This is a genomic window from Turicibacter sp. HGF1 (assembly GCF_000191865.1).
Taxonomy (GTDB): domain Bacteria; phylum Bacillota_I; class Bacilli_A; order MOL361; family Turicibacteraceae; genus Turicibacter; species Turicibacter sanguinis.
In genome coordinates, this window is sequence record NZ_AEXQ01000050.1 from 1 (window position 1) to 21409 (window position 21409).

The 21409-nt window shown below is 33.4% G+C and carries 20 protein-coding genes; 1 reads left to right on the plus strand and 19 read right to left on the minus strand.

The genetic code is table 11. The features are described from left to right. Positions 1–12: 12 nt before the first annotated feature. The 13 genes from HMPREF9402_RS04610 to HMPREF9402_RS04670 all read right to left on the minus strand — a co-directional run bounded on the left by HMPREF9402_RS04610 (position 13) and on the right by HMPREF9402_RS04670 (position 14296). Entirely contained in the window at positions 13–609 is a 597-nt protein-coding gene (locus HMPREF9402_RS04610; protein ID WP_006784848.1) for an HD domain-containing protein, read from the minus strand. A 462-nt stretch (positions 610–1071) separates the two neighbouring features. Further along, on the minus strand, positions 1072–2487 hold the full coding sequence (locus HMPREF9402_RS04615; protein ID WP_009606673.1) for a 6-phospho-beta-glucosidase: 1416 nt from the start codon (positions 2485–2487) through the stop codon (positions 1072–1074). A 19-nt stretch (positions 2488–2506) separates the two neighbouring features. Next, positions 2507–4351, minus strand: coding sequence for a beta-glucoside-specific PTS transporter subunit IIABC (locus HMPREF9402_RS04620; protein ID WP_039930835.1), 1845 nt, complete (start codon positions 4349–4351; stop codon positions 2507–2509). 102 nt (positions 4352–4453) lie between these two features. Then, the gene (locus HMPREF9402_RS04625) at positions 4454–5350 is read right to left on the minus strand and encodes an ROK family protein (protein WP_009606680.1); all 897 of its coding nucleotides are present in this window, start codon (positions 5348–5350) and stop codon (positions 4454–4456) included. A 232-nt stretch (positions 5351–5582) separates the two neighbouring features. Then, on the minus strand, positions 5583–6422 hold the full coding sequence (gene licT / locus HMPREF9402_RS04630) for a BglG family transcription antiterminator LicT (RefSeq protein ID WP_009606675.1): 840 nt from the start codon (positions 6420–6422) through the stop codon (positions 5583–5585). Positions 6423–6505: 83 nt separating this feature from the next. Continuing rightward, positions 6506–7894, minus strand: a complete 1389-nt coding sequence (locus HMPREF9402_RS04635) for a sensor histidine kinase (protein WP_009606682.1) — start codon at positions 7892–7894, stop codon at positions 6506–6508. Positions 7895–7913: 19 nt separating this feature from the next. Next, positions 7914–8594 (minus strand): response regulator transcription factor, encoded by a 681-nt coding sequence (locus HMPREF9402_RS04640; RefSeq protein WP_006784840.1) that lies wholly within the window; start codon positions 8592–8594, stop codon positions 7914–7916. A 9-nt stretch (positions 8595–8603) separates the two neighbouring features. Next, the gene (locus tag HMPREF9402_RS04645) at positions 8604–9377 is read right to left on the minus strand and encodes an ABC transporter permease (protein ID WP_009606651.1); all 774 of its coding nucleotides are present in this window, start codon (positions 9375–9377) and stop codon (positions 8604–8606) included. A 13-nt stretch (positions 9378–9390) separates the two neighbouring features. Then, positions 9391–10215, minus strand: coding sequence for an ABC transporter permease (locus tag HMPREF9402_RS04650; RefSeq protein ID WP_006784838.1), 825 nt, complete (start codon positions 10213–10215; stop codon positions 9391–9393). Positions 10216–10224: 9 nt separating this feature from the next. Further along, positions 10225–10959 carry an ABC transporter ATP-binding protein gene (locus tag HMPREF9402_RS04655; protein ID WP_229059740.1) on the minus strand — a complete coding sequence of 245 codons (735 nt, stop codon included), beginning with the start codon at positions 10957–10959 and terminating at the stop codon, positions 10225–10227. A gap of 139 nt (positions 10960–11098) precedes the next feature. Beyond that, positions 11099–11401: a hypothetical protein gene (locus tag HMPREF9402_RS04660; protein WP_229059741.1), complete on the minus strand. Its 303-nt coding sequence runs from the start codon at positions 11399–11401 to the stop codon at positions 11099–11101. A gap of 128 nt (positions 11402–11529) precedes the next feature. Continuing rightward, a complete protein-coding gene (locus tag HMPREF9402_RS04665) occupies positions 11530–13539 on the minus strand; it encodes an ABC transporter permease (RefSeq protein WP_009606667.1) in 2010 nt (669 codons plus the stop codon). Next, positions 13529–14296: an ABC transporter ATP-binding protein gene (locus HMPREF9402_RS04670; protein WP_009606666.1), complete on the minus strand. Its 768-nt coding sequence runs from the start codon at positions 14294–14296 to the stop codon at positions 13529–13531. The genes HMPREF9402_RS04665 and HMPREF9402_RS04670 overlap by 11 nt, the downstream gene beginning before the upstream one ends. A 187-nt stretch (positions 14297–14483) precedes the next feature. Here HMPREF9402_RS04670 and HMPREF9402_RS04675 point away from each other — a divergent pair, with 187 nt between their 5' ends. Further along, positions 14484–14837 (plus strand): DUF5658 family protein, encoded by a 354-nt coding sequence (locus tag HMPREF9402_RS04675; RefSeq protein WP_039930836.1) that lies wholly within the window; start codon positions 14484–14486, stop codon positions 14835–14837. 45 nt (positions 14838–14882) lie between these two features. Here the strand turns inward: HMPREF9402_RS04675 and HMPREF9402_RS04680 are convergent, their stop codons facing one another. From HMPREF9402_RS04680 to HMPREF9402_RS04705, 6 genes are all read right to left on the minus strand, one after another. Next, positions 14883–15086 (minus strand): heavy-metal-associated domain-containing protein, encoded by a 204-nt coding sequence (locus tag HMPREF9402_RS04680; RefSeq protein ID WP_009606657.1) that lies wholly within the window; start codon positions 15084–15086, stop codon positions 14883–14885. Positions 15087–15106: 20 nt separating this feature from the next. Further along, entirely contained in the window at positions 15107–17536 is a 2430-nt protein-coding gene (locus HMPREF9402_RS04685; RefSeq protein ID WP_009606661.1) for a heavy metal translocating P-type ATPase, read from the minus strand. Between the two features lie 14 nt (positions 17537–17550). Continuing rightward, a complete protein-coding gene (locus HMPREF9402_RS04690) occupies positions 17551–17817 on the minus strand; it encodes a metal-sensing transcriptional repressor (RefSeq protein WP_006784829.1) in 267 nt (88 codons plus the stop codon). Between the two features lie 115 nt (positions 17818–17932). Beyond that, positions 17933–19195, minus strand: coding sequence for an urease accessory protein UreH domain-containing protein (locus tag HMPREF9402_RS04695; RefSeq protein ID WP_009606701.1), 1263 nt, complete (start codon positions 19193–19195; stop codon positions 17933–17935). 57 nt (positions 19196–19252) lie between these two features. Next, on the minus strand, positions 19253–20608 hold the full coding sequence (locus tag HMPREF9402_RS04700; RefSeq protein ID WP_009606683.1) for a sensor histidine kinase: 1356 nt from the start codon (positions 20606–20608) through the stop codon (positions 19253–19255). Further along, a complete protein-coding gene (locus HMPREF9402_RS04705) occupies positions 20601–21287 on the minus strand; it encodes a response regulator transcription factor (protein ID WP_009606658.1) in 687 nt (228 codons plus the stop codon). Before HMPREF9402_RS04705 ends, HMPREF9402_RS04700 begins: the two co-directional genes overlap by 8 nt. Positions 21288–21409 lie beyond the last annotated feature (122 nt).

The window sequence follows — 21409 nt, forward strand, 5'->3', positions numbered from 1 at the left end:
CTATCATTTTTTTTATTTGGTTGACTTAATATAACCTTTTTCAACAAAGTCAGTGACAACTTCATGAATAAAATCAATAAACTCTTGTGGGCCTTTATCTAATGTAATCTGATTACGTTTATAAACTTGCTCATCTGTAATTTGGTGCACCTTCCAGGTCCCACCTTCATGAAGATAATTCATAATAAAAGGATGTAAACGATCAAGCATGGCAGCATACTGTGCTTCCTCTGTTTCACAAGCCTCAAATTCATCCCATAAACGACGTAACTCTTGACCTTGGTCTGATTCTAAAATTCCAAAAATTTTATCTGCAGATAACTGTTCTCTTTCTTCCTTATCCTCATACCCAGTTTCATCAAATGCAAATGTATCTCCTGCATAGATTTCAACTAAATCGTGAATTAGAACCATCTTAATTACCTTCAAAATATCTGTGTGAGGCATATATTCGTGAAATAATAAGGCCATCATTGCAAGTGACCATGAATGCTCAGCATCATTTTCACGACGGCTTCCATCTGCAATGGATGTCATACGTAAAATATTTTTAACTTTATCAATTTCAATTAAAAAATCTAACTGCTTCTTAAAGCGATTTGACGTCATAAAAAATATCCTCCTTCTCAATACTTTTAAAAAGTATAACATAAATTGGTCCTCTCTTACAGAACCGCGGCCTTTTTGTAAGATATAAAAATGACATTCTTATATTCTAATTAATATAATGCAACTATAATTAAGGTTTATCCTAGAGAAGTAATAATGAAAAACACTTTTTAACTTTTAATATAATTGTATTCTTCCTTCTTGACCTATTTATTATGTTAATTAAAGTTTCACCTATTGCTAGAGACAGATATACTATGCATAAAGAAGCTATACTGGCTCAAATTCTTGAAGATAAAATCAAAGAAGTAAAAAATGATAAACACTATATATAAGTTCAGATATGTCGTTCACACTAGTATAAAAAAACTATATCAAAAGAGATAGTTCTACAGGCGAACTATCTCTTTTTTGTTTGAAAGATATTAGAAGTTTAATTTATATACGTTTAATGAAGATATTTTATAGTTCCTCTCCATTCGTTGCGATGACTTTTTTGTACCACTCAAAGCTTTTTTTCTTAGAACGTTCTAGTGTTCCGTTACCTTCATTATCACGGTCAACATAAATAAATCCATAACGTTTTTTCATCTCACCTGTTCCGTTACTAATAAGATCAATACATCCCCAAGGTGTATATCCAATTAATTCAACACCATCAATTTCAACTGCTTTTTTCATTTCAATGATATGTTGTTTTAAGTATTCAATACGATAATCGTCGTTAATTGAACCATCTTCTTCAATCACATCATGTGCTCCAAATCCATTTTCAACAATGAATAATGGAATTTGGTAACGATCATGTAATAACTTTAGGGTTAAGCGTAGCCCTACTGGATCAATTTGCCATCCCCAGTCACTGGCTTTTAAATATGGATTCTTAACTGATGCGATTCCATTTCCACTTACCGTTTCTCCTGCTTCTGATGAGGCAACAAATGACATGTAATAGCTAAATCCAATATAATCCATTGTTCCTTCTTTAATAACCTCTAAATCGCCATCTTCCATGACAACATTAATTCCCTCGCGTTCATAGCGAAGTAAGGCTGATTTTGGATAATAACCTCGAACGACAACATCTGTAAACATTAATGTCTCATCCATGAATGCTTCACGTTCAATCGAATCTAATGGATTACATGTATTCGGATATGTATATCCCATGATAACCATACATCCCATTTTCATTTCTGGATTGATTTCACGTGCCATTTTTACCGTTTTAGCACTCGCGACAAATTGATGATGCGCTGCTTGAGCAAAGACTTGCTTTTTATCCTCTCCATCTTGGATTTGAATTCCTGCTGTGACCCAAGGCATATGAGGAATTCCGTTCATTTCATTGAAAGTCATCCAATACTTTACTTTATCTTTATAACGTTTCAAAACAGCCTCTGCATAACGTGTATAGAAATCAACTAATTGACGGTTACGCCATGAACCATATTCTTTTACTAAATGATATGGCATTTCATAATGAGATAATGTAATAACAGGCTCAATTCCATATTTTAATAATTCATCAAATAAATCATCATAAAATTGTAATCCCGCTTCATTTGGCTCTAACTCATCACCCTGTGGAAAAATTCGTGTCCACGCAATAGACGTACGGAAACATTTGAATCCCATTTCAGCAAATAACTTAATATCCTCTTTATAACGGTGATAGAAATCAATCCCGACATGGTTTGGATAGTATACTCCATCTAAAACTCCATCTGTAACTTCACGAAATTTATCTACAGCTCCTGCCGTATAAACATCTGCGATGCTAACTCCTTTTCCATCTTCATTCCAAGCTCCCTCTAATTGATTCGCCGCAACTGCGCCTCCCCATAAGAACTCTTTTTGAAATACACCTGATAACATAAAAACTCATCCTTTCTACCTATAATATAGTTAATAACTCCTCACCTTTTAAAATTAAGCCTTCTTTCATTGGAATAATATCACTATAAGTAGGTGTATTAGTGATGATTACCGGTGTTACCACTTCGTATCCAGCAACCTTAATCGCTTCAATATCAAATTCCACTAATAAATCACCTGCTTTGATTTTATCGCCATTTTGGATATACGCTTTATAATGTTCTCCATTTAATTGAACTGTGTCGATTCCAACATGAATTAATACTTCTACACCCTCATCAGATGTTAATCCAATCGCATGTTTCGTGTGAAATAGAGCAGTAACAGTTCCATCGAATGGTGCTACGACTTGACCAACAGTCGGTTCAATTGCAATTCCTTTTCCCATAATTTCTTGTGAGAATGTTGCATCATTAACGTCTGATAACGGTACAATATTTCCTTCCATTGGACTCATCACTTTTACTTTTTTATTTAATGGTACAATTTCTTTTTCTTCTTCGGCTGCTTCTACTTCAACCGGTTCATCCTCAAATCCAATCATCCATGTTGCAATGAATGAAACAACTAACGCAATGACTAATGTAATGATGGCATGTAAAATATTTTTAGAGAATTGCCCTTCTCCAATAAACATTGCAAGTGAAGCTAATCCTGGTGTTGCCATTGCGAATGCTTTTAAAACAACAACTCCAGCATAAATAGCAGCAACCGTCGCTCCAATTGTCGCTCCTAACATTGGTTTTTTAAATCTTAAGTTAACCCCAAATAACGCTGGTTCTGTTACACCAAATACCGCTGTAATCCCTGCTGATGTCGCTAACTGCTTAATCTCAGGATTTTTAGATTTAAACCCTACGGCTAAGGCTGCTCCACCTTGTGCAATATTTGAACATAAACTTGCAGGGAAAGTAATTGGATCATATCCATATTTAGCAAAAGCAGACATTGTTAACGGTGTAAATCCATGGTGCATACCTGTCATGACAATCCAAGGACAAAGTGCCGCCATAACCGGTAAAGCTAACCAACCTAAGTTTTCTGACATCCATAAGAACACATAGGCTAATCCATTACCAATCATCATGCCTAGAGGGCCGATAACCATTAATGTAATTGGTGCAACAATTAAAATTGTTAATAATGGCTTCACAAAGAAGCTAACGACTTTAGGCGTCACTTTTTCAGCAAATTTTTCAACATAAGACATTAACCACACAGCTAAAATAATCGGAATAACAGATGTTCCGTATCCCACTAACTGAACTGGTAATCCAATGAATGAGAAGGGCTCTCCCGCTCCAACAATTCCTGCAAATGTTGGATGTAATAAAACTCCCGCAATTGTAATGGCTAAGAAGGCATTTGTATTAAATTTCTTAGCTGATGTGACGGCTAACATCATAGGTAAGAAGTAAAAGGCAGCATCTGCAATAAATTCTAAGGCAATATACGTTTGACTCGTTGGGGAAACAACGTTTAAAGCTGTTAGTAAAACTAACAGAGCTTTCATCATTCCTGCTCCCGTAATAGCTGGTAAAATCGGATTAAAGATACCTGATATTGTATCTAAAACTTTTCCTTTTTCCTTCTTTGAAGCCCCAGCTCCCATTCCAGCGAAGTTTCCTAATTTCAATAATTCACGGTGTGCTTTCGCAACATCTTGACCGATAATGACTTGGAATTGCCCACCTTTGTTAGACACTCCCATGACACCTTTTACTTTTTTTACTTTTGCTTCATCTACGATTGAATCATCTTTTAAATTAAATCGTAAACGTGTTGCACAATGAGTGACATCCTTAACATTTTGCTTTCCACCCATTAAATCCAATAATTCTTTTGCAAGTTTTGCATAATCCATCATTTTTTCCTCCATTGTTTTGAAATTTAACATGAAGGTCTTGCCTGCTTTACCAGTAACAATCCAATATATATCTAAAGGCATTTAGCCTAGATAACGTCATTAATTATTTTTTGTTAAGAAACTATATAATGCTCCAATTAAGTTTGCATCATTTCTAAATTCACAAGGTACCACTCTAACTGAAGGCTTGTAGAATCCGAAGTTTTCTTCCATTGAGTCTAGATGCTTTTGAATCAATTCAATTAACAATGGCTGAGCACTAATTCCTCCACCAATTGCTACTAACTCAGGATCAATTAGACACTGAATATCAATAATTTGCATCGCAATCCATCTTGTGAACTCATCTAAGACTGTTAATATTTTTGCATCTCCTGAATTCGCCAATTCAAAAATGAACAATCCGTTCACCTCTTCAACAGGTATACCTTTGATGTTAGCCACTGTTTCTGCTAGTGCAGGCGCACCATTTTTCAAACCCCAAACGTGGTTCATCGCATCAATCTCGTTGCAATTCATACGCATAAAACTAAATTCTCCTGCAAATGAATGACTCCCTTTGTGAACTTTACCATCAATGATAATCCCACCACCAACACCAGTTCCTAGTACAATAACTGCCGCATCCTTACATCCCTTTAAGCTTCCAAAACCAAGTTCAGCCGATGCTGCACATTTCGCATCATTCTCAATAGCAATCACTGTGTTACAACGTTTTTTTAATACTTCAATAATATTTTGTCCACTATTGTATTTTAACCATCCACCGCTATACGCATAACCTGTATCTGAATCTAAAACACCTGGCATACTAATAGCCATTCCTTCAATCTCAAATTTATAATCATCATAAATTTGACCAATGATTTCAACTAAACTTTCAATACAATCAAGCGGTGTTTTAACACTGCCTTTACTTAAAAACTCCGCCGATTCATTCATCATAGCATATTTAATTGAGCTTCCACCTATATCAAGGACTAAATATTTTTTCATTTAGATTCATCTCCCTTTTAAGTAACAAAAAAGACCTAAAATGAGCATACGGGGTCCAATGGATAGTTTCGTCCCATATAACTCAAATTAGGTCTTGCCTGCTTTACCAGTCACAATCCTGATTATTTTGAACATAAATAACAAAAAGACCTAAGAAGGGCATACTAATAGCTATACTCATAGCGTATTTCCCAAACTTAGGTCTTGCCTGCCTTACCAGTCACAATCCTGATTATTTATGTTTTTCTACCACCCGTTCAATGTGGATGATGAGATAAAGTTCTTCTTCATGTGTCAGTTTGTAATTATACTCAAGTTCTAAAAACTTGTCAATTTTTTTTGCGCATTCATAAGCATCCTTGTATTTTAACTTCACAATATTATACAATTCATCATCTTCTTGACTCACATATTTTTTATTGTTAAAAAGGCGTTGTGCAAAAAATTTTAAGTGTGTTACAAATCGACTGTAAGCTAAAGATTCCTCGTCCAACTCCATTCGATAATGGTATTTAACGATGTTCAAAATCTCTTGCGTCATTTTCGTCATATTCATGACAATTGGGATTTCTTCATTAAGTCTTGCATTGACAATATGAGTCGCAATATAAGCTGCCTCATCTTCAGGGAATTCAATGCCAACTTCTTCTTGAATCACTTTTAATGCATATAACCCTACTTCAAATTCCTCTTTATACAGACGTTTAATGTCCCAAAGCAATCCGTTTTTAAGGACAACTCCACCTTTAAATCTTAACGCAGAGTTATAGATATGATCCGTAATTGACAGATAGACAATATCCTTAATCGGTTTGTTAAACTTCTCTTCTGTATACTTAATAATTCGATCCGTAATGGTCATATATTCCATTGGAACTTCATCTAAAAGTTGTTGGAACTTTCCAATCATCATCTGATCTTCTAGTACAAAAACCTTCTCAACTTTAGACTTATTAACGATATCATTAGGTTTCTTTTGAAAGGCAATACCACAGCCCATTACAATAATTTCTTGTCCTTTTCCATCAAGAGAAACGACAACATTATTGTTTAATACTCGTTTTATCTTCATAGCTGGCCCCTTAATGTATACGTTTTATAAAACCTATAATACCACTCGCATTTTTTATTGTCAACCAAGCAATCTAAATAAAATCAATCCTGTAACGGTAAATAAACTACAACTTTGGCGCCCCCACTTTCTTGATTAGAAAGCACGATTTCTCCTCCATGCAACTTCATAATTCGTTGACAAATATAAAGCCCTAGACCCGAGCCTCCATCTTTAGAACGGGCTTTATTTCCTCGATAAAACTTTTCAAGTCCATACTTTAAATCCTCCTCCGAAAATCCATTTCCTTGATCTGTAATCTCACAAATCACTGCCTTATTTTTCTGATACACTAAGACACCAATATCAGAGGACGTAGGCGCATATCGACAGGCATTCATCAGAATATTATCGAGCACTCTTGATAATCTAAGCGGATCACACTTCATTATGAGTGTTGGATTTAACAAATCTAAATCAGTCCTCAAGTTTAATTGATATTTCAGACAAATATCCTCATATGATTCAAGTTCAGTTGAAAAATATTGAAGCACATTAACATTTTCTTGTTGGAAAATAAAATCTAGTTGATCAAGTTGAGATAATAAATTTAAATCCTCTACTAACACGATTGATCGATTCGTTGCCCCTTCTAAGACATTTAAATACTTTAAACATCTCGCTTCATTTTGATAAGCACCATCTTGCAATAATTCAACATGACCTTTTATAACAGTCAAAGGACTTCTTAAATCATGGGCAAGTGCTGAAATTAATTCTTTTTGTTGCTGTTCAATTTGCCATTGTTTTGTTAACGTTTCTTTTAATGTTTTTCTCATTTTTTCAAATGAGACGATTACTTCATTAAACTCATTATTATAGTCTTCATGCAACTCAAAATCTAAATCTTGATTCTCAATTTTTTGCGATGCCCATTTCAACTTTTGAAGAGGAATCATCACATTAATTTTTAACTTTTTCCCGAAGAACCACATATAAAAAATCAAAAATAGAAATGGTAAACTAAAGACTCCGATAAACATGATTAAATAGACAAACTGCCGATTTTCTAATGGCATTAATCGAAGGGGATATGTATAGCTAAGGCATCCTTTTAACGTTCCTTTACTATCCGTAAGCGGAATATACTTTGTATAATTTCCATTTCCATCAGATTGTGTTGTATTTAATTTTGAGATTAAATCTGATTCACCTTCCGTATCAAAGTTAACGATTTGATACGTGACTTTACTCAAATCAAAGGTCCTTTCAAATTCTTCTTTTCCTTCCCCTATTAACAATGAACTTGAATGTTGATTCACATAATCCACAATCATTGGAAGTTGTTGTTCATAATGATTAGCAGGATACGCTACATACTGAGCTACTACTAAAAATAAAAAAATTATCACAACGGTACTCACAAAGGTGCAACTCAAAATCCCAAGAAAACTTAAATTAATTTGAGTTGATAATGAACGTTCTTTTAGCATCTAATTTTGCTCCTTCTTATTACACATCCCACTTATATCCGACACCCCAAACAGTTTTTAAATAATTGAAATCAGTTTGAATTGTTTGAAATTTAGAACGAACTTTCTTAACATGTTCTGCTACCGTCGCACAATCACCTTCAGCATCTAACCCCCATACCAATTCATAGATTTGTTCCTTTGAAAAAACCTGATTTTTATTTAAGGCTAGCAATTCCACAATCTCATATTCTCGCTTCGTCAGCGGTACGCATTCATCGAAATATAAAACAGTTCTGCTCTGTAAATTAATTTTTAAATGTTGAAAAATTAAAAAACTTTGCTCCCTTGAACTTTGACGTTCATTTCGGCGAAGATGCGCCGCAACTCGCGCCCTTAATTCTCGTAAACTAAATGGCTTTGTTAGATAATCATCTCCCCCAATGGCGAATCCCTGAATTAAATCTGATTCTGAAACTTTCGCCGTTAGAAAAATAATGGGGCAACTCACGACTGAGCGAATTTCCTTACAAAACTCAAATCCATCCTGACCTGGCATCATGACGTCCAAAATCATCAAATCAGGATTTACTTTGAGCTGACTTCTAGCCTCAAAACTATTTGATGCTTTATACACAAGATAACCTTCATCATTTAACGCATCATATAACATTTCCAAAATTTCTAAATCATCGTCTACCACTAATATTTTTTGACTCATCGTTCACCTCTAAGATAAATAGTCGTTACGTCTAAACAATGCATAGGAACCTCCAATTCCAATTCCTAAAATAACCAATACATATAGTATAACATTTCCGCTACTTCCCATTCCAAGTAATAAATCAAAAATAGAGCGTGTTGAACTTACTAAAAACTCAAATACTGGCATTCCGAATCCAACAAGACATAACACGAACACTGATCCTAAGAATGCTAAAATCGTATTTGGTAATAGAAGTGAGATCAGACTGATGACTCCCATCACACTGATTAAGATAACATATTCTACAATGTAAAATTTTAGACTAAATAGGATTGCTTCAGTGCTCGTATATAAGGTCTGTGATTCAAAGAATGACGTGTTCATTACCTTAGGTAACATCAGCTGAGCAAATATATTTGCCATCATCCACAATATGATTGAAAATACCCCCATAACAATCGCAAGCGTCAATATTTTAGCAACATAAAGTTGCACTCTTGAATAAGGACGAATCATCACCATTCGGTACTCTCCACTATAACGTTCACGATTAAACGTTTCTACCACTAATAGCGGGCACAAAATCAGAACTAAATAAAAATGATAGTCACGTAAAATAAAAGGTGTAAAATTTAAAGAATCTAAATTAGCGGTCACGAATGGATCATAAAATCCAACTCCAAACGTTGAATTAAAAAATGCTATAAATATAAATGCTAATAGACTGATGATTAAAATAATAGCTGTTCGACGTCTCATCACAAGACGCGATAGCTCGCTTTGAATTAATTGTTTCATTCTCTTCACCTCATTAAATAAATTGGTCCTGACGACCTGTCAGATAATAACTTGATCCCATAAACAATATAAAATAGCTTCCTAAAATCGTAAGGCTCTGATGCAGGCTAGTCGTATGTCCCGCTACAATTTGATAAGCCCCCTTTAATTGCATCAGTGGTAACGCAAGTAAATTTAATTGATTGATATCTATTCCACTGATGTACCGTCCCACTAATTGTGTGACCATATAAAATCCAAATGATGCCACGACTATTAATAATCCAATGACTGTTGTACTAATAACTGACTTTGTAAACATCGCAAAAAAAGCAATGACCATAGCAAAGACTGCTAAAATTAAAAATAGGAGCCCATAGTACTTAAGGGTCATCAGAAACACTTGAACTGACGTTAAATCGTCAAAACTTAAAAAGCTTGAAATAACAGTCTGATGTTCAAATATCACGGATGCTACTAAATAGGAACAGGCAACATAGCCGACGATAAAAATAAATAGCGCCAATACGATCATCATGAGTTTCACGAAAAAGACTTGTCGTGTACTATATCCTCTAATGAGTACCATTCGAATTTCACTTTTTTCATACTCACTTGCGATTGTCGTTACAACAAGTAAGATGACCACTGCAAATAAATAAAACGTAAAAATTTTATGCAGTGGCGTGTATAAAGCAAACGTATTAAAACTTGCCACTCTATCCAGTGTCACGATTTGGTTTGCTTTAAGGCTTTGTGAAGCCATCAAAGCAATCATAAATGGAATTGAACCTAAAACACCCAACCATGATTTTTTAGAAAAGTATCGTTTGAATTCACTGTGAATTAATTGTTTCATGTCATCCTCCTACTGAATTAACTTAATGAAGACTTCTTCAAGCGTTGCGTCTTGATTACCTAGGGCTAAGAAATCGTCTTTAGCCCCCTGCCAAGCGATAGTCCCGCTTTTAATAATGACAAGCTTGTTACAAATTTTTTGAAGTTCATCTAGTAGATGACTTGAGATAAAGAACGTAATCCCCTGCTCCGTATTTAGTTTCAAGATTAATTCACGGAGTTCTACCATTCCAAGTGGATCGAGTCCATTCGCAGGCTCATCTAAAATAATGATTTGAGGGTCATTAAGTAAAGCCTGTGCAATCCCTAGTCGTTGCTTCATTCCAAGAGAATACGTTGAAACTTTATCTTTTTTCCGATCACTTAGTCCTACAACCTCTAGCACTTCTAAAACCTTTGCAAGGCGCTCTGACTTTGTTTTATTTGGGATTAATAACGCTAGGTTCATCAAGACTTCCTCCCCACTCATATGGGAAAAGAATATTGGCGACTCAACAATTGCTCCAAGATTTTGCAAAGCCTCTTTACGCTGTGTGACGACATCATAACCATTTAATTGAATCTGTCCCGATGTCGGTTTAACAAGTGAGGTTAACATTCTAATAATCGTTGTTTTTCCCGCTCCATTAGGACCGATAAATCCACAAATATCACCTTTACCTACCGTAAAACTCACATCCTTTATAATCTCACGTCGTCTGATTTTTTTATTTAAGTTATCCACAAACAATACGGTTTCCATCATTTATCGCACTCCTTTAATTTCTTAACTGAGTGTATCTTATGATAAAATTTTAAAGATTTTATAAAGATTTTAATACTTATCAAAAAAGCGACCTTCCTCTCTACCTAATCGAGAATAAAAGTCGCTTTTTTATAAACTATTACTTCTTACTCATTAATTCTAAATAATTCTTTTTCAAAGCCACCTTGACGATGACGAATTCAAGAACCATCATTGCTGTTACAAGTAACCACATGAAATTAATATCAAGAATTCCTATGATTGCTATAACGAATAATAAAATACTCACTTGATAAATTCGAATTATCGGATACAAACTAGTATCTTTCACTTGATATGAATGATTACTAATATAAAATAACTTATTATTTTTATTTATCATAAGATAAATAAAATCAACACACACAATCATTAAAATTAAACATTTATAAAAAATAATCATTCCCCTACCATCCCTCTCAATATAACTTAAATTATATAAGATATCTTTATCAAAATCATATGTTAATTTCAAAAAGGATGCCTTTTTGCATCCTTTTCTTAGTGATGAATCATTGTAAACAACTTTAATTATTTAGCATTTTTGATGATTGATTTGTAACCCACATACGTTGTGAGGAAATACCCTCCATAAATAACGATAATCCCCATCATCGTCATAATCGATGAAACTAATATATCGGACTGCCCATATAGTGATGTTAAATCTTTATTAACTACATAAATACCAAATACTGCATGAATCATTCCCAGTACAAGTGGTAAGGCGAAGTAGATTAATGTTTGAATAAAGATTGTTTTATTAATCATTTTTTGAGTGGCGCCGATTTTTCGTAATGATTTGTAACGTTCGATACTATCACTAGCTTCCGATAATTGTTGCAGTGCTAAGACTGCTGCACTAGATAATAAAAAGACAATTCCTAAATAAAGTCCTACATATAAAACTACTGTCGACGTTGCACGACTATTTTCATAGATTTGTTGTTTTGTATAACCGATGAGAAAAATCCCATCTTTACTACCTTCTTCAAAAAAACTATTTAAGTAATCACCAAAATAAGACTCAGCTTCTACTTTATCTTGTGCTGTATACTGAATGTTCATATAAGTCATAGTTGGCTCTAGGCTAGAAACTACCTTATCTGGAACAATCAAAGTTAATATATTATCAGCTAAAGCAGAATTATAAGTTGCGTCAGTCATTACGTCTTTATTTTTGATTTCGAATGTTTCACCATTTATTTTAATCTCTGAATTATTTTTCAAATACACCTTTAGCGGTTCTAGGAATTTTGAGAAATTTGAAGTCACTAAAATTTGATGATCATTTAAGGTAATTGAATCCTTTCCTAATAAATGTTGAATTTTATTATAGTCTGAAATTTTAATAGCATTAATAGAATTCCAATAACCATTCTCTAATTGATCTTTTAATGTTCCCGTTACGTAAGGTAAAATAAGGTCTCCTGTAGATATCCCCTCTAATCTATATGCTTCAAAAAACATATGCTCATTTCCCTTAAAATCAAAATTTAGTTTTTCAACAACTTGTTGCATGGTTTTGATTTCATCTTCATCATCCACATACATATAGGCCGAAGCATCAAAAGGAGCCACAATTCCATTTTCAATAGATGTCTTCATACTTAAACCTGTTGATAACCCACCGATTGTAATAAATAACATTAAACAGATGAGCGAAACAGATAGGAAATTTGTATTGATATTACTATGGATTTGACGAACTACAAAGATATTTAATTTCTTTAAGTAGATATTTTGACTACGTTGGATCATCGCTAATAAAAATCCTGCTCCACCATAGAAAAATCCTAAGGTCCCAATAATTCCAAGTACAATTGAAAGATTAAAGAGACTGCTCATCTCATTTAGTCCGACTTTTAGCACAATGCCATACGCAGTTATTAGCATAATAACTGCTACTAAAAAGATGAGAAGTGAAAGGATTGGATTTTTAACTTTAATTGTTTCTGATTTTTTAGAAGCATTTAATAAGTCAATCAATTTATATTTTGAAATAATGATTGTATTAAAAAACATCACAAATAAGAAAATCAACCCAAAATAAATGATTGTTTTTATAATCGCACTAAATGAAATAACAAATCGAAATTGTGTCATACCTACTTCGAATAATTTTGCAGTAAACACAGAAAGTCCTTGTGATAAAAGAATTCCTACTCCTAGTCCAACGACTAATGATAAAATTCCAACAATAAAAGTTTCTAAGACTAATATTTTCGAAATTTTACTTTTCCCCATTCCCAGCGTCATGTAAACACCTAGTTCTTTTTTACGCTTTTTGATGAGGAAGTTGTTCGCATATAGAATAAGTCCACCTAATATAAACACAACGAAAACAGAGACCATTGATAGAAGTTGATTAATACTTTCCATATAACCGGCTTGTGAGGCACTCATATCAAGAACTGCTTTTTGTGACTCAATCGAATTAAAACAATAAAAAATACAGACTGCAAAAGTTAAGGTTAGGAAATAAATAGCGTAATCTTTAAAACTTTTGCGGACATTTCCAAGCGCAATTTTAGAATACATTATTGATGTCACCTCCGAGAATGGTCATGACTTCAATAATTCGATTAAAGAATTCTTTACGTGAATCATTGCCTCGAATTAACTCATTAAAGATTTTACCATCTTTAATAAATAAAATACGATGTGCATAACTTGCTGTAAACGCATCATGCGTCACCATTAAAATAGTTGCTTCTAATTCTTGATTTAATTTTTCAAATGATTCAAGCAATAGACGAGAAGATTTTGAATCAAGTGCACCTGTCGGTTCATCCGCTAAAATAATCGATGGGTCTGTGACAATTGCCCTTGCTGAAGCTACACGTTGCTTTTGTCCCCCTGACATTTGATATGGATATTTTGATAGGACTTGGGTAATTTCAAGTTTGCTAGCAACTGCTTGAATAAGCGGATCAATTTCTTTTACTTTACATCCTTGGATTGTTAATGCGAGTGCAATATTTTCATAAGCTGTTAGCGTGTCAAGAAGATTGAAATCTTGGAAAATGAATCCTAATTCATCACGACGAAAATTTTCTAATACTTTAGATTTCATCGTCGTGATATCTTGATTATTAATTAAAATATGACCTGTTGTTACTTTATCAATCGTAGAAATACAATTTAATAAAGTTGTTTTTCCACTTCCTGATGGTCCCATGATGCCAACAAATTCTCCTTTATCAACTTTAAAACTAATTTGATCAATAGCTTTTGTGACATTATCTTTATTTCCATAATACTTTTCTACTTTTTCAACACTTAAAATGGTACTCATCTATAACAACTCCTTTATCTTTAATACCTATTCAAATATTATTATTGTTAATCCAACCTTACTCATTATACAAAGTCCGTCTTACATTACCTATTGAACTGTCTTACAAATTTGTAAGATACAAGAATATAACATCCCTTACCGTCCTATATTAAAGATAGAAGGACCTTGAAAGGTAGGGAGATACATGTTTCAATTTATTAAACAAACTAGTTTAAGTCATATTAAAGTCAAGCTTATCCTTTTATACATTTTAAATGTTAGTGATATTCTTCTAACGTTACTTTTAATTCGAACTGGACTCATTTTAGAAGCTAATCCTTTGATGGCATCTATGATAAAAAACAACTTTGCTACTTTTTGGGTAAAGGGAATTATTCCAGCTCTTTTATTTATCTATCTTTATTACCGACTTCAATCAGCAACTCCTAAAATGATAAAGTTAACAAATCGGTGTATTTTTGTCTTATTGGGGTTCTATTTCATTATTAATTGTCTGCATCTTCTATGGTTTATCTTATTACCTTATTTCGGATATTAAAAAAGCTATGCACACAAAGTGTGCATAGCTTTTTATTAATTCCTATTAGTCAATTGATACAACTGTATAACCAGCATCATCAATCGCTTGACGAATTAATTCATCAGTTGCTCCTGTTTCAACAAGTACTGACTGTGTTCCTAATTCAACTTGGATATCTGTTGTATTTTCTAATGTTTCTAATGCTTCTTTAACATGTGCCACACAATGTCCACAGCTCATACCATCTAATTGAATTTTCTTTTTCATCTTTAATTCCTCCTTAACTTTTAAGCATTAAAATTACGTAATCTTAATGCATTTAATAAAACTGAAACAGAACTTAAACTCATGGCAGCCGCTGCAATCATTGGATTTAATAACGGCCCTCCAAAGATATGTAATATTCCCATCGCAACTGGAATTCCTAAAATATTATATCCAAATGCCCAGAATAAGTTCTGTTTAATATTACGAATCGTTGCTTTACTTAATTTAATCGCTGTCGAAACGTCCATTAAGTCGCTTCTCATTAAGACGATATCTGCTGATTCAATTGCAACGTCAGTTCCACTTCCAATCGCAATTCCAACATTAGCTTGTGCTAAAGCCGGTGCATCATTAATTCCATCACCAACCATGGCAACTAAATCACCATTAGCTTGAAGTTTTTTTACTTCATTTGCTTTATCAGCAGGTAAAACATCTGCTAAAACAATGTCTATTTTCACTTGCTTGGCAATAGCTTCGGCCGTTTTTTTATTATCACCTGTAATCATCGCTACTTTGATTCCCATCGCATGTAGCGTTTCAATTGCCTTTTGGCTACTTGGTTTCACCGTATCAGCTACAGCAATAATTCCGGCTAACTTATTATCAACTGCAATATACATGGGTGTTTTTCCATCTGTTGCTAATTGATCTGCTTGGAGATTAACAGAACTAATATCAATATTTTTCTCATTCATTAATTTTTTATTACCTAATAAAATATCTCTTTTATCAATTAAAACTTCAATCCCGTGTCCTGGAATCGCATTAAATTGACTAATACTTCTAAATGATAAGTTACGTTCTTCTGCTGCGCGTACAATAGCTTCTCCAAGTGGATGTTCTGATCCTTTTTCCGCGCTTGCTGCTAACGCTAAAATCTCATCTTCTAATGTATCAATAGTAATAATATCTGTTACTTTTGGTTTACCTTCTGTAATTGTTCCTGTTTTATCAAAGACAACGGTATTTAATTTATACGTTGTCTCTAATGCTTCTCCACCTTTGATTAAGACCCCATATTCAGCACCTTTTCCGGTTCCAACCATAATGGCAGTTGGGGTTGCCAGTCCTAAAGCACAAGGACAGGCAATAACTAAAACAGCAATGAAGATTGATAATGCAAAGACTCCTGTTTCTCCGGCAAATAACCAAGCTAACGAGGAGATAATGGCAAGTCCAATAACAATCGGCACGAAGTATGACGAAATAATATCTGCCATTTTAGCAATTGGTGCTTTTTGTCCCTGAGCATCTTCCACAAGTTTTACGATTTGAGAGAGAGCTGTATCTTTCCCAACCTTTGTCGCTTGATATTTGATGTATCCTGTCTTGTTGAGACTAGCACCAATGACTAAGCTACCTTCAGACTTCTCGACCGGAATACTTTCACCTGTTAACATCGATTCATCCACGGCACTGCTTCCTTCTATTACCACGCCATCTACCGGTAATTTTTCACCTGGTTTTACAATTACGATATCTCCAACTAATACTTCTTCAATCGGTAACACTAACTCTTGGCCACGACGTTCAATGGTTGCAGTCTTTGGAGCCAATCCCATTAAAGCTTGAATAGCTTGAGATGTTTTTCCTTTCGAAACAGCTTCTAAATATTTACCTAGCGTAATTAACGTTAAGATAACGGCTGCTGACTCAAAATATAAGTGCATAGCGTACGATGTATCACCTTTTGTAATCATATAAATTCCGAATACACTGTAGAAAAATGCTGTTAATGTTCCTATAGCAATTAAAGAATCCATGTTAGGGCTTAGTTTAATTAAATTTTTTAATCCAATTTTATAGAACTTATACCCTGCAATCACAACAGGTAACGTTAAAACAAGTTGGATGAGTGCAAAGTTTAAAGGATTCATCATCGGATCAATCATTTTTGGAAGAGGCATTCCTACCATGTGTCCCATTGAAATAATTAATAATGGGACTGCAAAAATTAAAGAAACAATGAAACGAGTTAATAATTTTGATGATTCATCTTTTGTTTTCACTTCTGTTTCTTTTTGTTCTTCTTTAATTATCTCGTACCCTGCTTTTTCTACGGCTGCTTTAATTTGACCGTATGTCACTTGATTTTCATCAAGCGTAACTGTTAATTTTTCGGTTGCAAAGTTGACGGTTGAATTTTCAACACCTAAAATTTTTCCGGTTACTTTTTCAATGCGATTTGCGCAAGCAGAACAAGTCATTCCCTTAACATCTACTGTATAGGTCTTCATATTCTTATGAATTTTATACCCTGCTTTTTCTACTGCTTCTTGAATGTTTTGCTCCGTTACTTTTCTAGTCTTGTATTCAACACTCAAAGTTTCAGTTGCGAAGTTTACAGAGGCTTTATTTATGCCATCTAATTTAGAAACAACTTTTTCAACCCGATTTGCGCAAGCAGAACAGGTCATTCCTTCAATTTTCATTGACTTACTTTCCATAATATCACCTCACTTTATTTAGACATTGCTTTTTCGAGTATGGTCATAATTTCATCTATTTTCTCGTCGCTTTCACCGTTTATAACAGCCTGTTTCACACAATGATTTAAATGTTGTTTTAAAATTAAAAGATTCGAACGTTTTAGTAACGCTTGCGCTGCTACAATTTGATTTGAAATATCCATGCAGTAACGTTCTTCTTCAATCATTTTAATAATTCCATCTATTTGACCTTTAGCTGTTTTTAATGATTGTAGTGCTTTTTTTCGTTCTTCGTTCATTAACTATACCTCCCTCCCCCGGGGTGGGGGTCTATGGTTATATTATAATGCCATTCTTATTATTGTCAACCAAAAACTTATTATAAAAAATTGGGATTTAAAAAATCCCAATTTTTTAATCAATTACTTTAATTGTATTTCGAATCATTCCCATCCAACATGAATAGGTAAAGGTCCCTGTTTTAGTTGGCATAAATTTAATTACATTCTCTCCAACTTTTAAATCTGATTTCAAATTAAAATCTTTTAAAATAAGTGTACGATTACAACCATTGAGCGTTCCTTGACTGGCGTTGATTATTAGCTCAACAGGCACTCCTTTTTGAACAACAATCTCTTCGTAATTACGACGACCTAGATCAAATTCGACGACCTGCTTCCCCTCCATCATTTCTGCTTCAATTCGAGATTCAGTTTGCAAACTTAAAGTTGAACCGAAGCCAATCGTTGTTAATCCATTTAATGTCATATTGATTCCTAAAAAGATAATTAGGATAGCTCCTAGTTTAAAGACAAATGTCCGCGAAAAAGCAGATAGTTTATTTAAAAACAAACCAAGCCCTAGCATTAACGGAACTGTTCCAAGACTAAAGGAAAACATCGCTAATGCCCCTTGTATAAAAGTACCAGTTCCTAATGCATACAACTGCATGAGTTGTAATGGCCCACATGGCATTAGTCCATTAGCAAGACCTAAAATAAAAGGTCCTTGACATTGGAACTTTGATTTATATCGTCCTAATTTAAACATTGGTATTTTTAATTCTCTAATTAATCCGAATTTACTTAATCCCATGACAATCATAATAATCCCTAAAATAATTGGCATCAAATTAAAGAATGGAATATCCGTTGTGACAACCCCTCCAAGCAATCCAATGATACCCCCTAGTAGGGTATACGAAATAATACGTCCTAAATTATAAAGAATGTTTCGTTTAACTTGATTTTCATGATGAATCACTTGTGAAAGAGCAAGACTTCCACACATAGAGACACAGTGAAAAGAAGTCGTAATCCCAATAATAAATAAAATAATATAACTTAGGTTTTGATTTGAGGTTAATAATCCACTAAAATCTGGAGTAACTCGTTCAAATAAAAAATAGATAATTGCTATTAAAATAATGGCTAATAGGATTAATTTTTTATCTTCTCTTGCCTCTTTTTCAGTTTTTAATTGATACCCTAATAACTCTAACTCTAATTTTAAGTGTTCTATAGAAATTAAAGATTCGTCAAATGTAATATTCAACCGTTTTGCTTCATAGTTAATTCCCACTTTTTTGATTCCATTTTGCTTTTTTAATCGTTTTTCAATCGTTTGCTTGCAGCTCATACAACTCATACCTTCAATTACAAAGGTCATTTTTTTCATCTTCAACACCTCTTCCCCAACACAATAACAAAAAGATATAAAGATAATATGAAGAAATTAAATAACTTTTAAAAAATGAATTTCAACAATTGTTCCTGCCCCTACTTCACTTTTAATTTCAACCTTTGCATCATGTAAATCAATAATTTTTTTTACAATACTTAAGCCGATGCCGCTACCCTCTGTTTGATGACGAATCTGATCTGAGCGATAAAATCGTTCAAATAGATAGGGTATTTCATCTTCTTTAATCCCTATTCCATTATCTTCAACATGTAAAATAATTTCATCTGATGTTTTGGATAACTTAATTAAAACAACCCCATATTCTTTGGTAAATTTAAAACTATTTGAAACTAAATTTAAGATAACCTGTTTAATTTGATTTGAATTTCCAATAATAAGATCTGTTTCTAGAAGACTTGAATTAAATTCATACTGAATATATTTTTGGGATAATAGAGCTTTTATTTCTGATTCCATCCCGTTAATCAGCTCAAATAAAGATAATGGGGCATACATCGATTTTTCATCTCCCGAATCGAATCTCTTCAACACTTCTAGATTTTTTAATAATTCTCCAAAGCGAATGACCTCACTATTAAGCGATTGTAATCGTTCTTGATTTAATGGCAATACTCCATCAATCATCGCCTCAAAATTAGTTTGTAGAATATTTAATGGCGTTCTTAACTCATGTGATACATCAGAGATTAATTGTTTTCTTAATGTATCCTGTTGTTGTAACTTATCTGCTAATTCATTAATACTATTATTTAAAATTTGTATTTCTCTAATTTTACTTTTACGTTGAATCCGTAAATCAAATACTCCCTTTGAGATTCTAAATGCCATATTTGAAACGTCATGAATTGCCTTTGATAAAGGTTTAGAGAATAGAATACTCAATCCTAAAATAATCACAATTGCGACTAGCGTACTTAATATCATACTTCGATTAATCGATTCTTTAAAATCAAGATCTTGTTGAGATAATAATAATGGGGTATGCTGACCAATTTCTAAATATCCAATTAGCTCATCATCTACTTTTAGTTCGTATATCTTTGCCTGATAGTCCCCAGATATTGGAGCCATACTATCTCCTTTTATTGAATCGGGACTCATCCCCCAAATGACATTTTGATTTGAATCCATTAAAATCAAACAAAATTGATTCATATAAGCTTCGTGCATTAGTTCGGAACCTGCATCAGATGAGAACTGCTTATTTTTCTGATAATAATCTTCAAAATAGGTGACCAAGCGTTCATTACGTTTTTCCTGATTTTCCATCATATACTCATCTATTTGAGAACAAATGGTTACATTGACAAAATAATAAATTAAAATAGCGGTTAAACTAGCACATCCAAAAAACATGACAGTTAATTGTCTTCTAATACTAACCATTAAAAGTGCCCCCAAATTTATATCCCACTTTCATAACAGTCACTATATAGCGGGGCTGTTTTGTATCTTGTTCAATTTTTTTACGAATATTTTTGATATGCACATCAATTGTGCGATCATAGCCATTAAAATCAAAACCGAGTATCTGATTAATCAATTGTTCTCGCGTCAAAACTTTACCTTTATTATCCATTAACAAAACGAGCAAATTAAATTCGGTTGTTGTAAAGGGAACGATTTCTTCTTGAACTTTAACGATTCTTTTGGATTGATCAATCAGTAAATAACCATCATCATATAGGTTTATATTTTGTAAAGGTCCATTTATTCTTCTAACCACTGTTTTAATCCGCGCGACTAGTTCACGAGGACTAAATGGTTTAACTAGATAATCATCAGCTCCTAAATTTAATCCTAAAATTCGATGTTCAAGACTCCCTTTAGCTGTTAACATGAACAAGTAAACATCCGAAATAGCACGAATTTGTTGGCAAATCTCTTCCCCTTTCATATCGGGTAGCATGAGGTCTAAAATAACGAGATCTATTTTTTCTTTTTCAAAAATAGTCAATCCTTCATTTCCTGTTGTTGCTACAAATACTCGATATTGCTCACGTTCAAGGTAAGCTTTTAATGCATCTAAAACCAGCACTTCATCTTCAATTAATAAAATATTCACCCAAACAACTCCTTTTTTAGTCACTTCATCATTTTATCAAATAAATATAAAGAAGATATGAAGAATAAATCCTTTATAGTTTCTGAATTTAGAAATTATTTTAATCCCTCTAAAAATGAGAT

What these genes read in the sequence shown, in the direction of transcription:
- HMPREF9402_RS04640 (WP_006784840.1), bottom strand. Translation starts at nt 8,594, where the DNA reads ATGAGTCAAAAAATATTAGTGGTAGACGATGATTTAGAAATTTTGGAA.
- HMPREF9402_RS04665 (WP_009606667.1), bottom strand. Translation starts at nt 13,539, where the DNA reads ATGTATTCTAAAATTGCGCTTGGAAATGTCCGCAAAAGTTTTAAAGAT.
- HMPREF9402_RS04675 (WP_039930836.1), top strand. Translation starts at nt 14,484, where the DNA reads ATGTTTCAATTTATTAAACAAACTAGTTTAAGTCATATTAAAGTCAAG.
- licT (WP_009606675.1), bottom strand. Translation starts at nt 6,422, where the DNA reads ATGAAGATAAAACGAGTATTAAACAATAATGTTGTCGTTTCTCTTGAT.
- HMPREF9402_RS04615 (WP_009606673.1), bottom strand. Translation starts at nt 2,487, where the DNA reads ATGTTATCAGGTGTATTTCAAAAAGAGTTCTTATGGGGAGGCGCAGTT.
- HMPREF9402_RS04660 (WP_229059741.1), bottom strand. Translation starts at nt 11,401, where the DNA reads ATGATTATTTTTTATAAATGTTTAATTTTAATGATTGTGTGTGTTGAT.
- HMPREF9402_RS04685 (WP_009606661.1), bottom strand. Translation starts at nt 17,536, where the DNA reads ATGGAAAGTAAGTCAATGAAAATTGAAGGAATGACCTGTTCTGCTTGC.
- HMPREF9402_RS04690 (WP_006784829.1), bottom strand. Translation starts at nt 17,817, where the DNA reads ATGAACGAAGAACGAAAAAAAGCACTACAATCATTAAAAACAGCTAAA.
- HMPREF9402_RS04625 (WP_009606680.1), bottom strand. Translation starts at nt 5,350, where the DNA reads ATGAAAAAATATTTAGTCCTTGATATAGGTGGAAGCTCAATTAAATAT.
- HMPREF9402_RS04635 (WP_009606682.1), bottom strand. Translation starts at nt 7,894, where the DNA reads ATGCTAAAAGAACGTTCATTATCAACTCAAATTAATTTAAGTTTTCTT.
- HMPREF9402_RS04695 (WP_009606701.1), bottom strand. Translation starts at nt 19,195, where the DNA reads ATGAAAAAAATGACCTTTGTAATTGAAGGTATGAGTTGTATGAGCTGC.
- HMPREF9402_RS04655 (WP_229059740.1), bottom strand. Translation starts at nt 10,959, where the DNA reads ATGATGGAAACCGTATTGTTTGTGGATAACTTAAATAAAAAAATCAGA.
- HMPREF9402_RS04610 (WP_006784848.1), bottom strand. Translation starts at nt 609, where the DNA reads ATGACGTCAAATCGCTTTAAGAAGCAGTTAGATTTTTTAATTGAAATT.
- HMPREF9402_RS04670 (WP_009606666.1), bottom strand. Translation starts at nt 14,296, where the DNA reads ATGAGTACCATTTTAAGTGTTGAAAAAGTAGAAAAGTATTATGGAAAT.
- HMPREF9402_RS04700 (WP_009606683.1), bottom strand. Translation starts at nt 20,608, where the DNA reads ATGGTTAGTATTAGAAGACAATTAACTGTCATGTTTTTTGGATGTGCT.
- HMPREF9402_RS04645 (WP_009606651.1), bottom strand. Translation starts at nt 9,377, where the DNA reads ATGAAACAATTAATTCAAAGCGAGCTATCGCGTCTTGTGATGAGACGT.
- HMPREF9402_RS04620 (WP_039930835.1), bottom strand. Translation starts at nt 4,351, where the DNA reads ATGGATTATGCAAAACTTGCAAAAGAATTATTGGATTTAATGGGTGGA.
- HMPREF9402_RS04680 (WP_009606657.1), bottom strand. Translation starts at nt 15,086, where the DNA reads ATGAAAAAGAAAATTCAATTAGATGGTATGAGCTGTGGACATTGTGTG.
- HMPREF9402_RS04650 (WP_006784838.1), bottom strand. Translation starts at nt 10,215, where the DNA reads ATGAAACAATTAATTCACAGTGAATTCAAACGATACTTTTCTAAAAAA.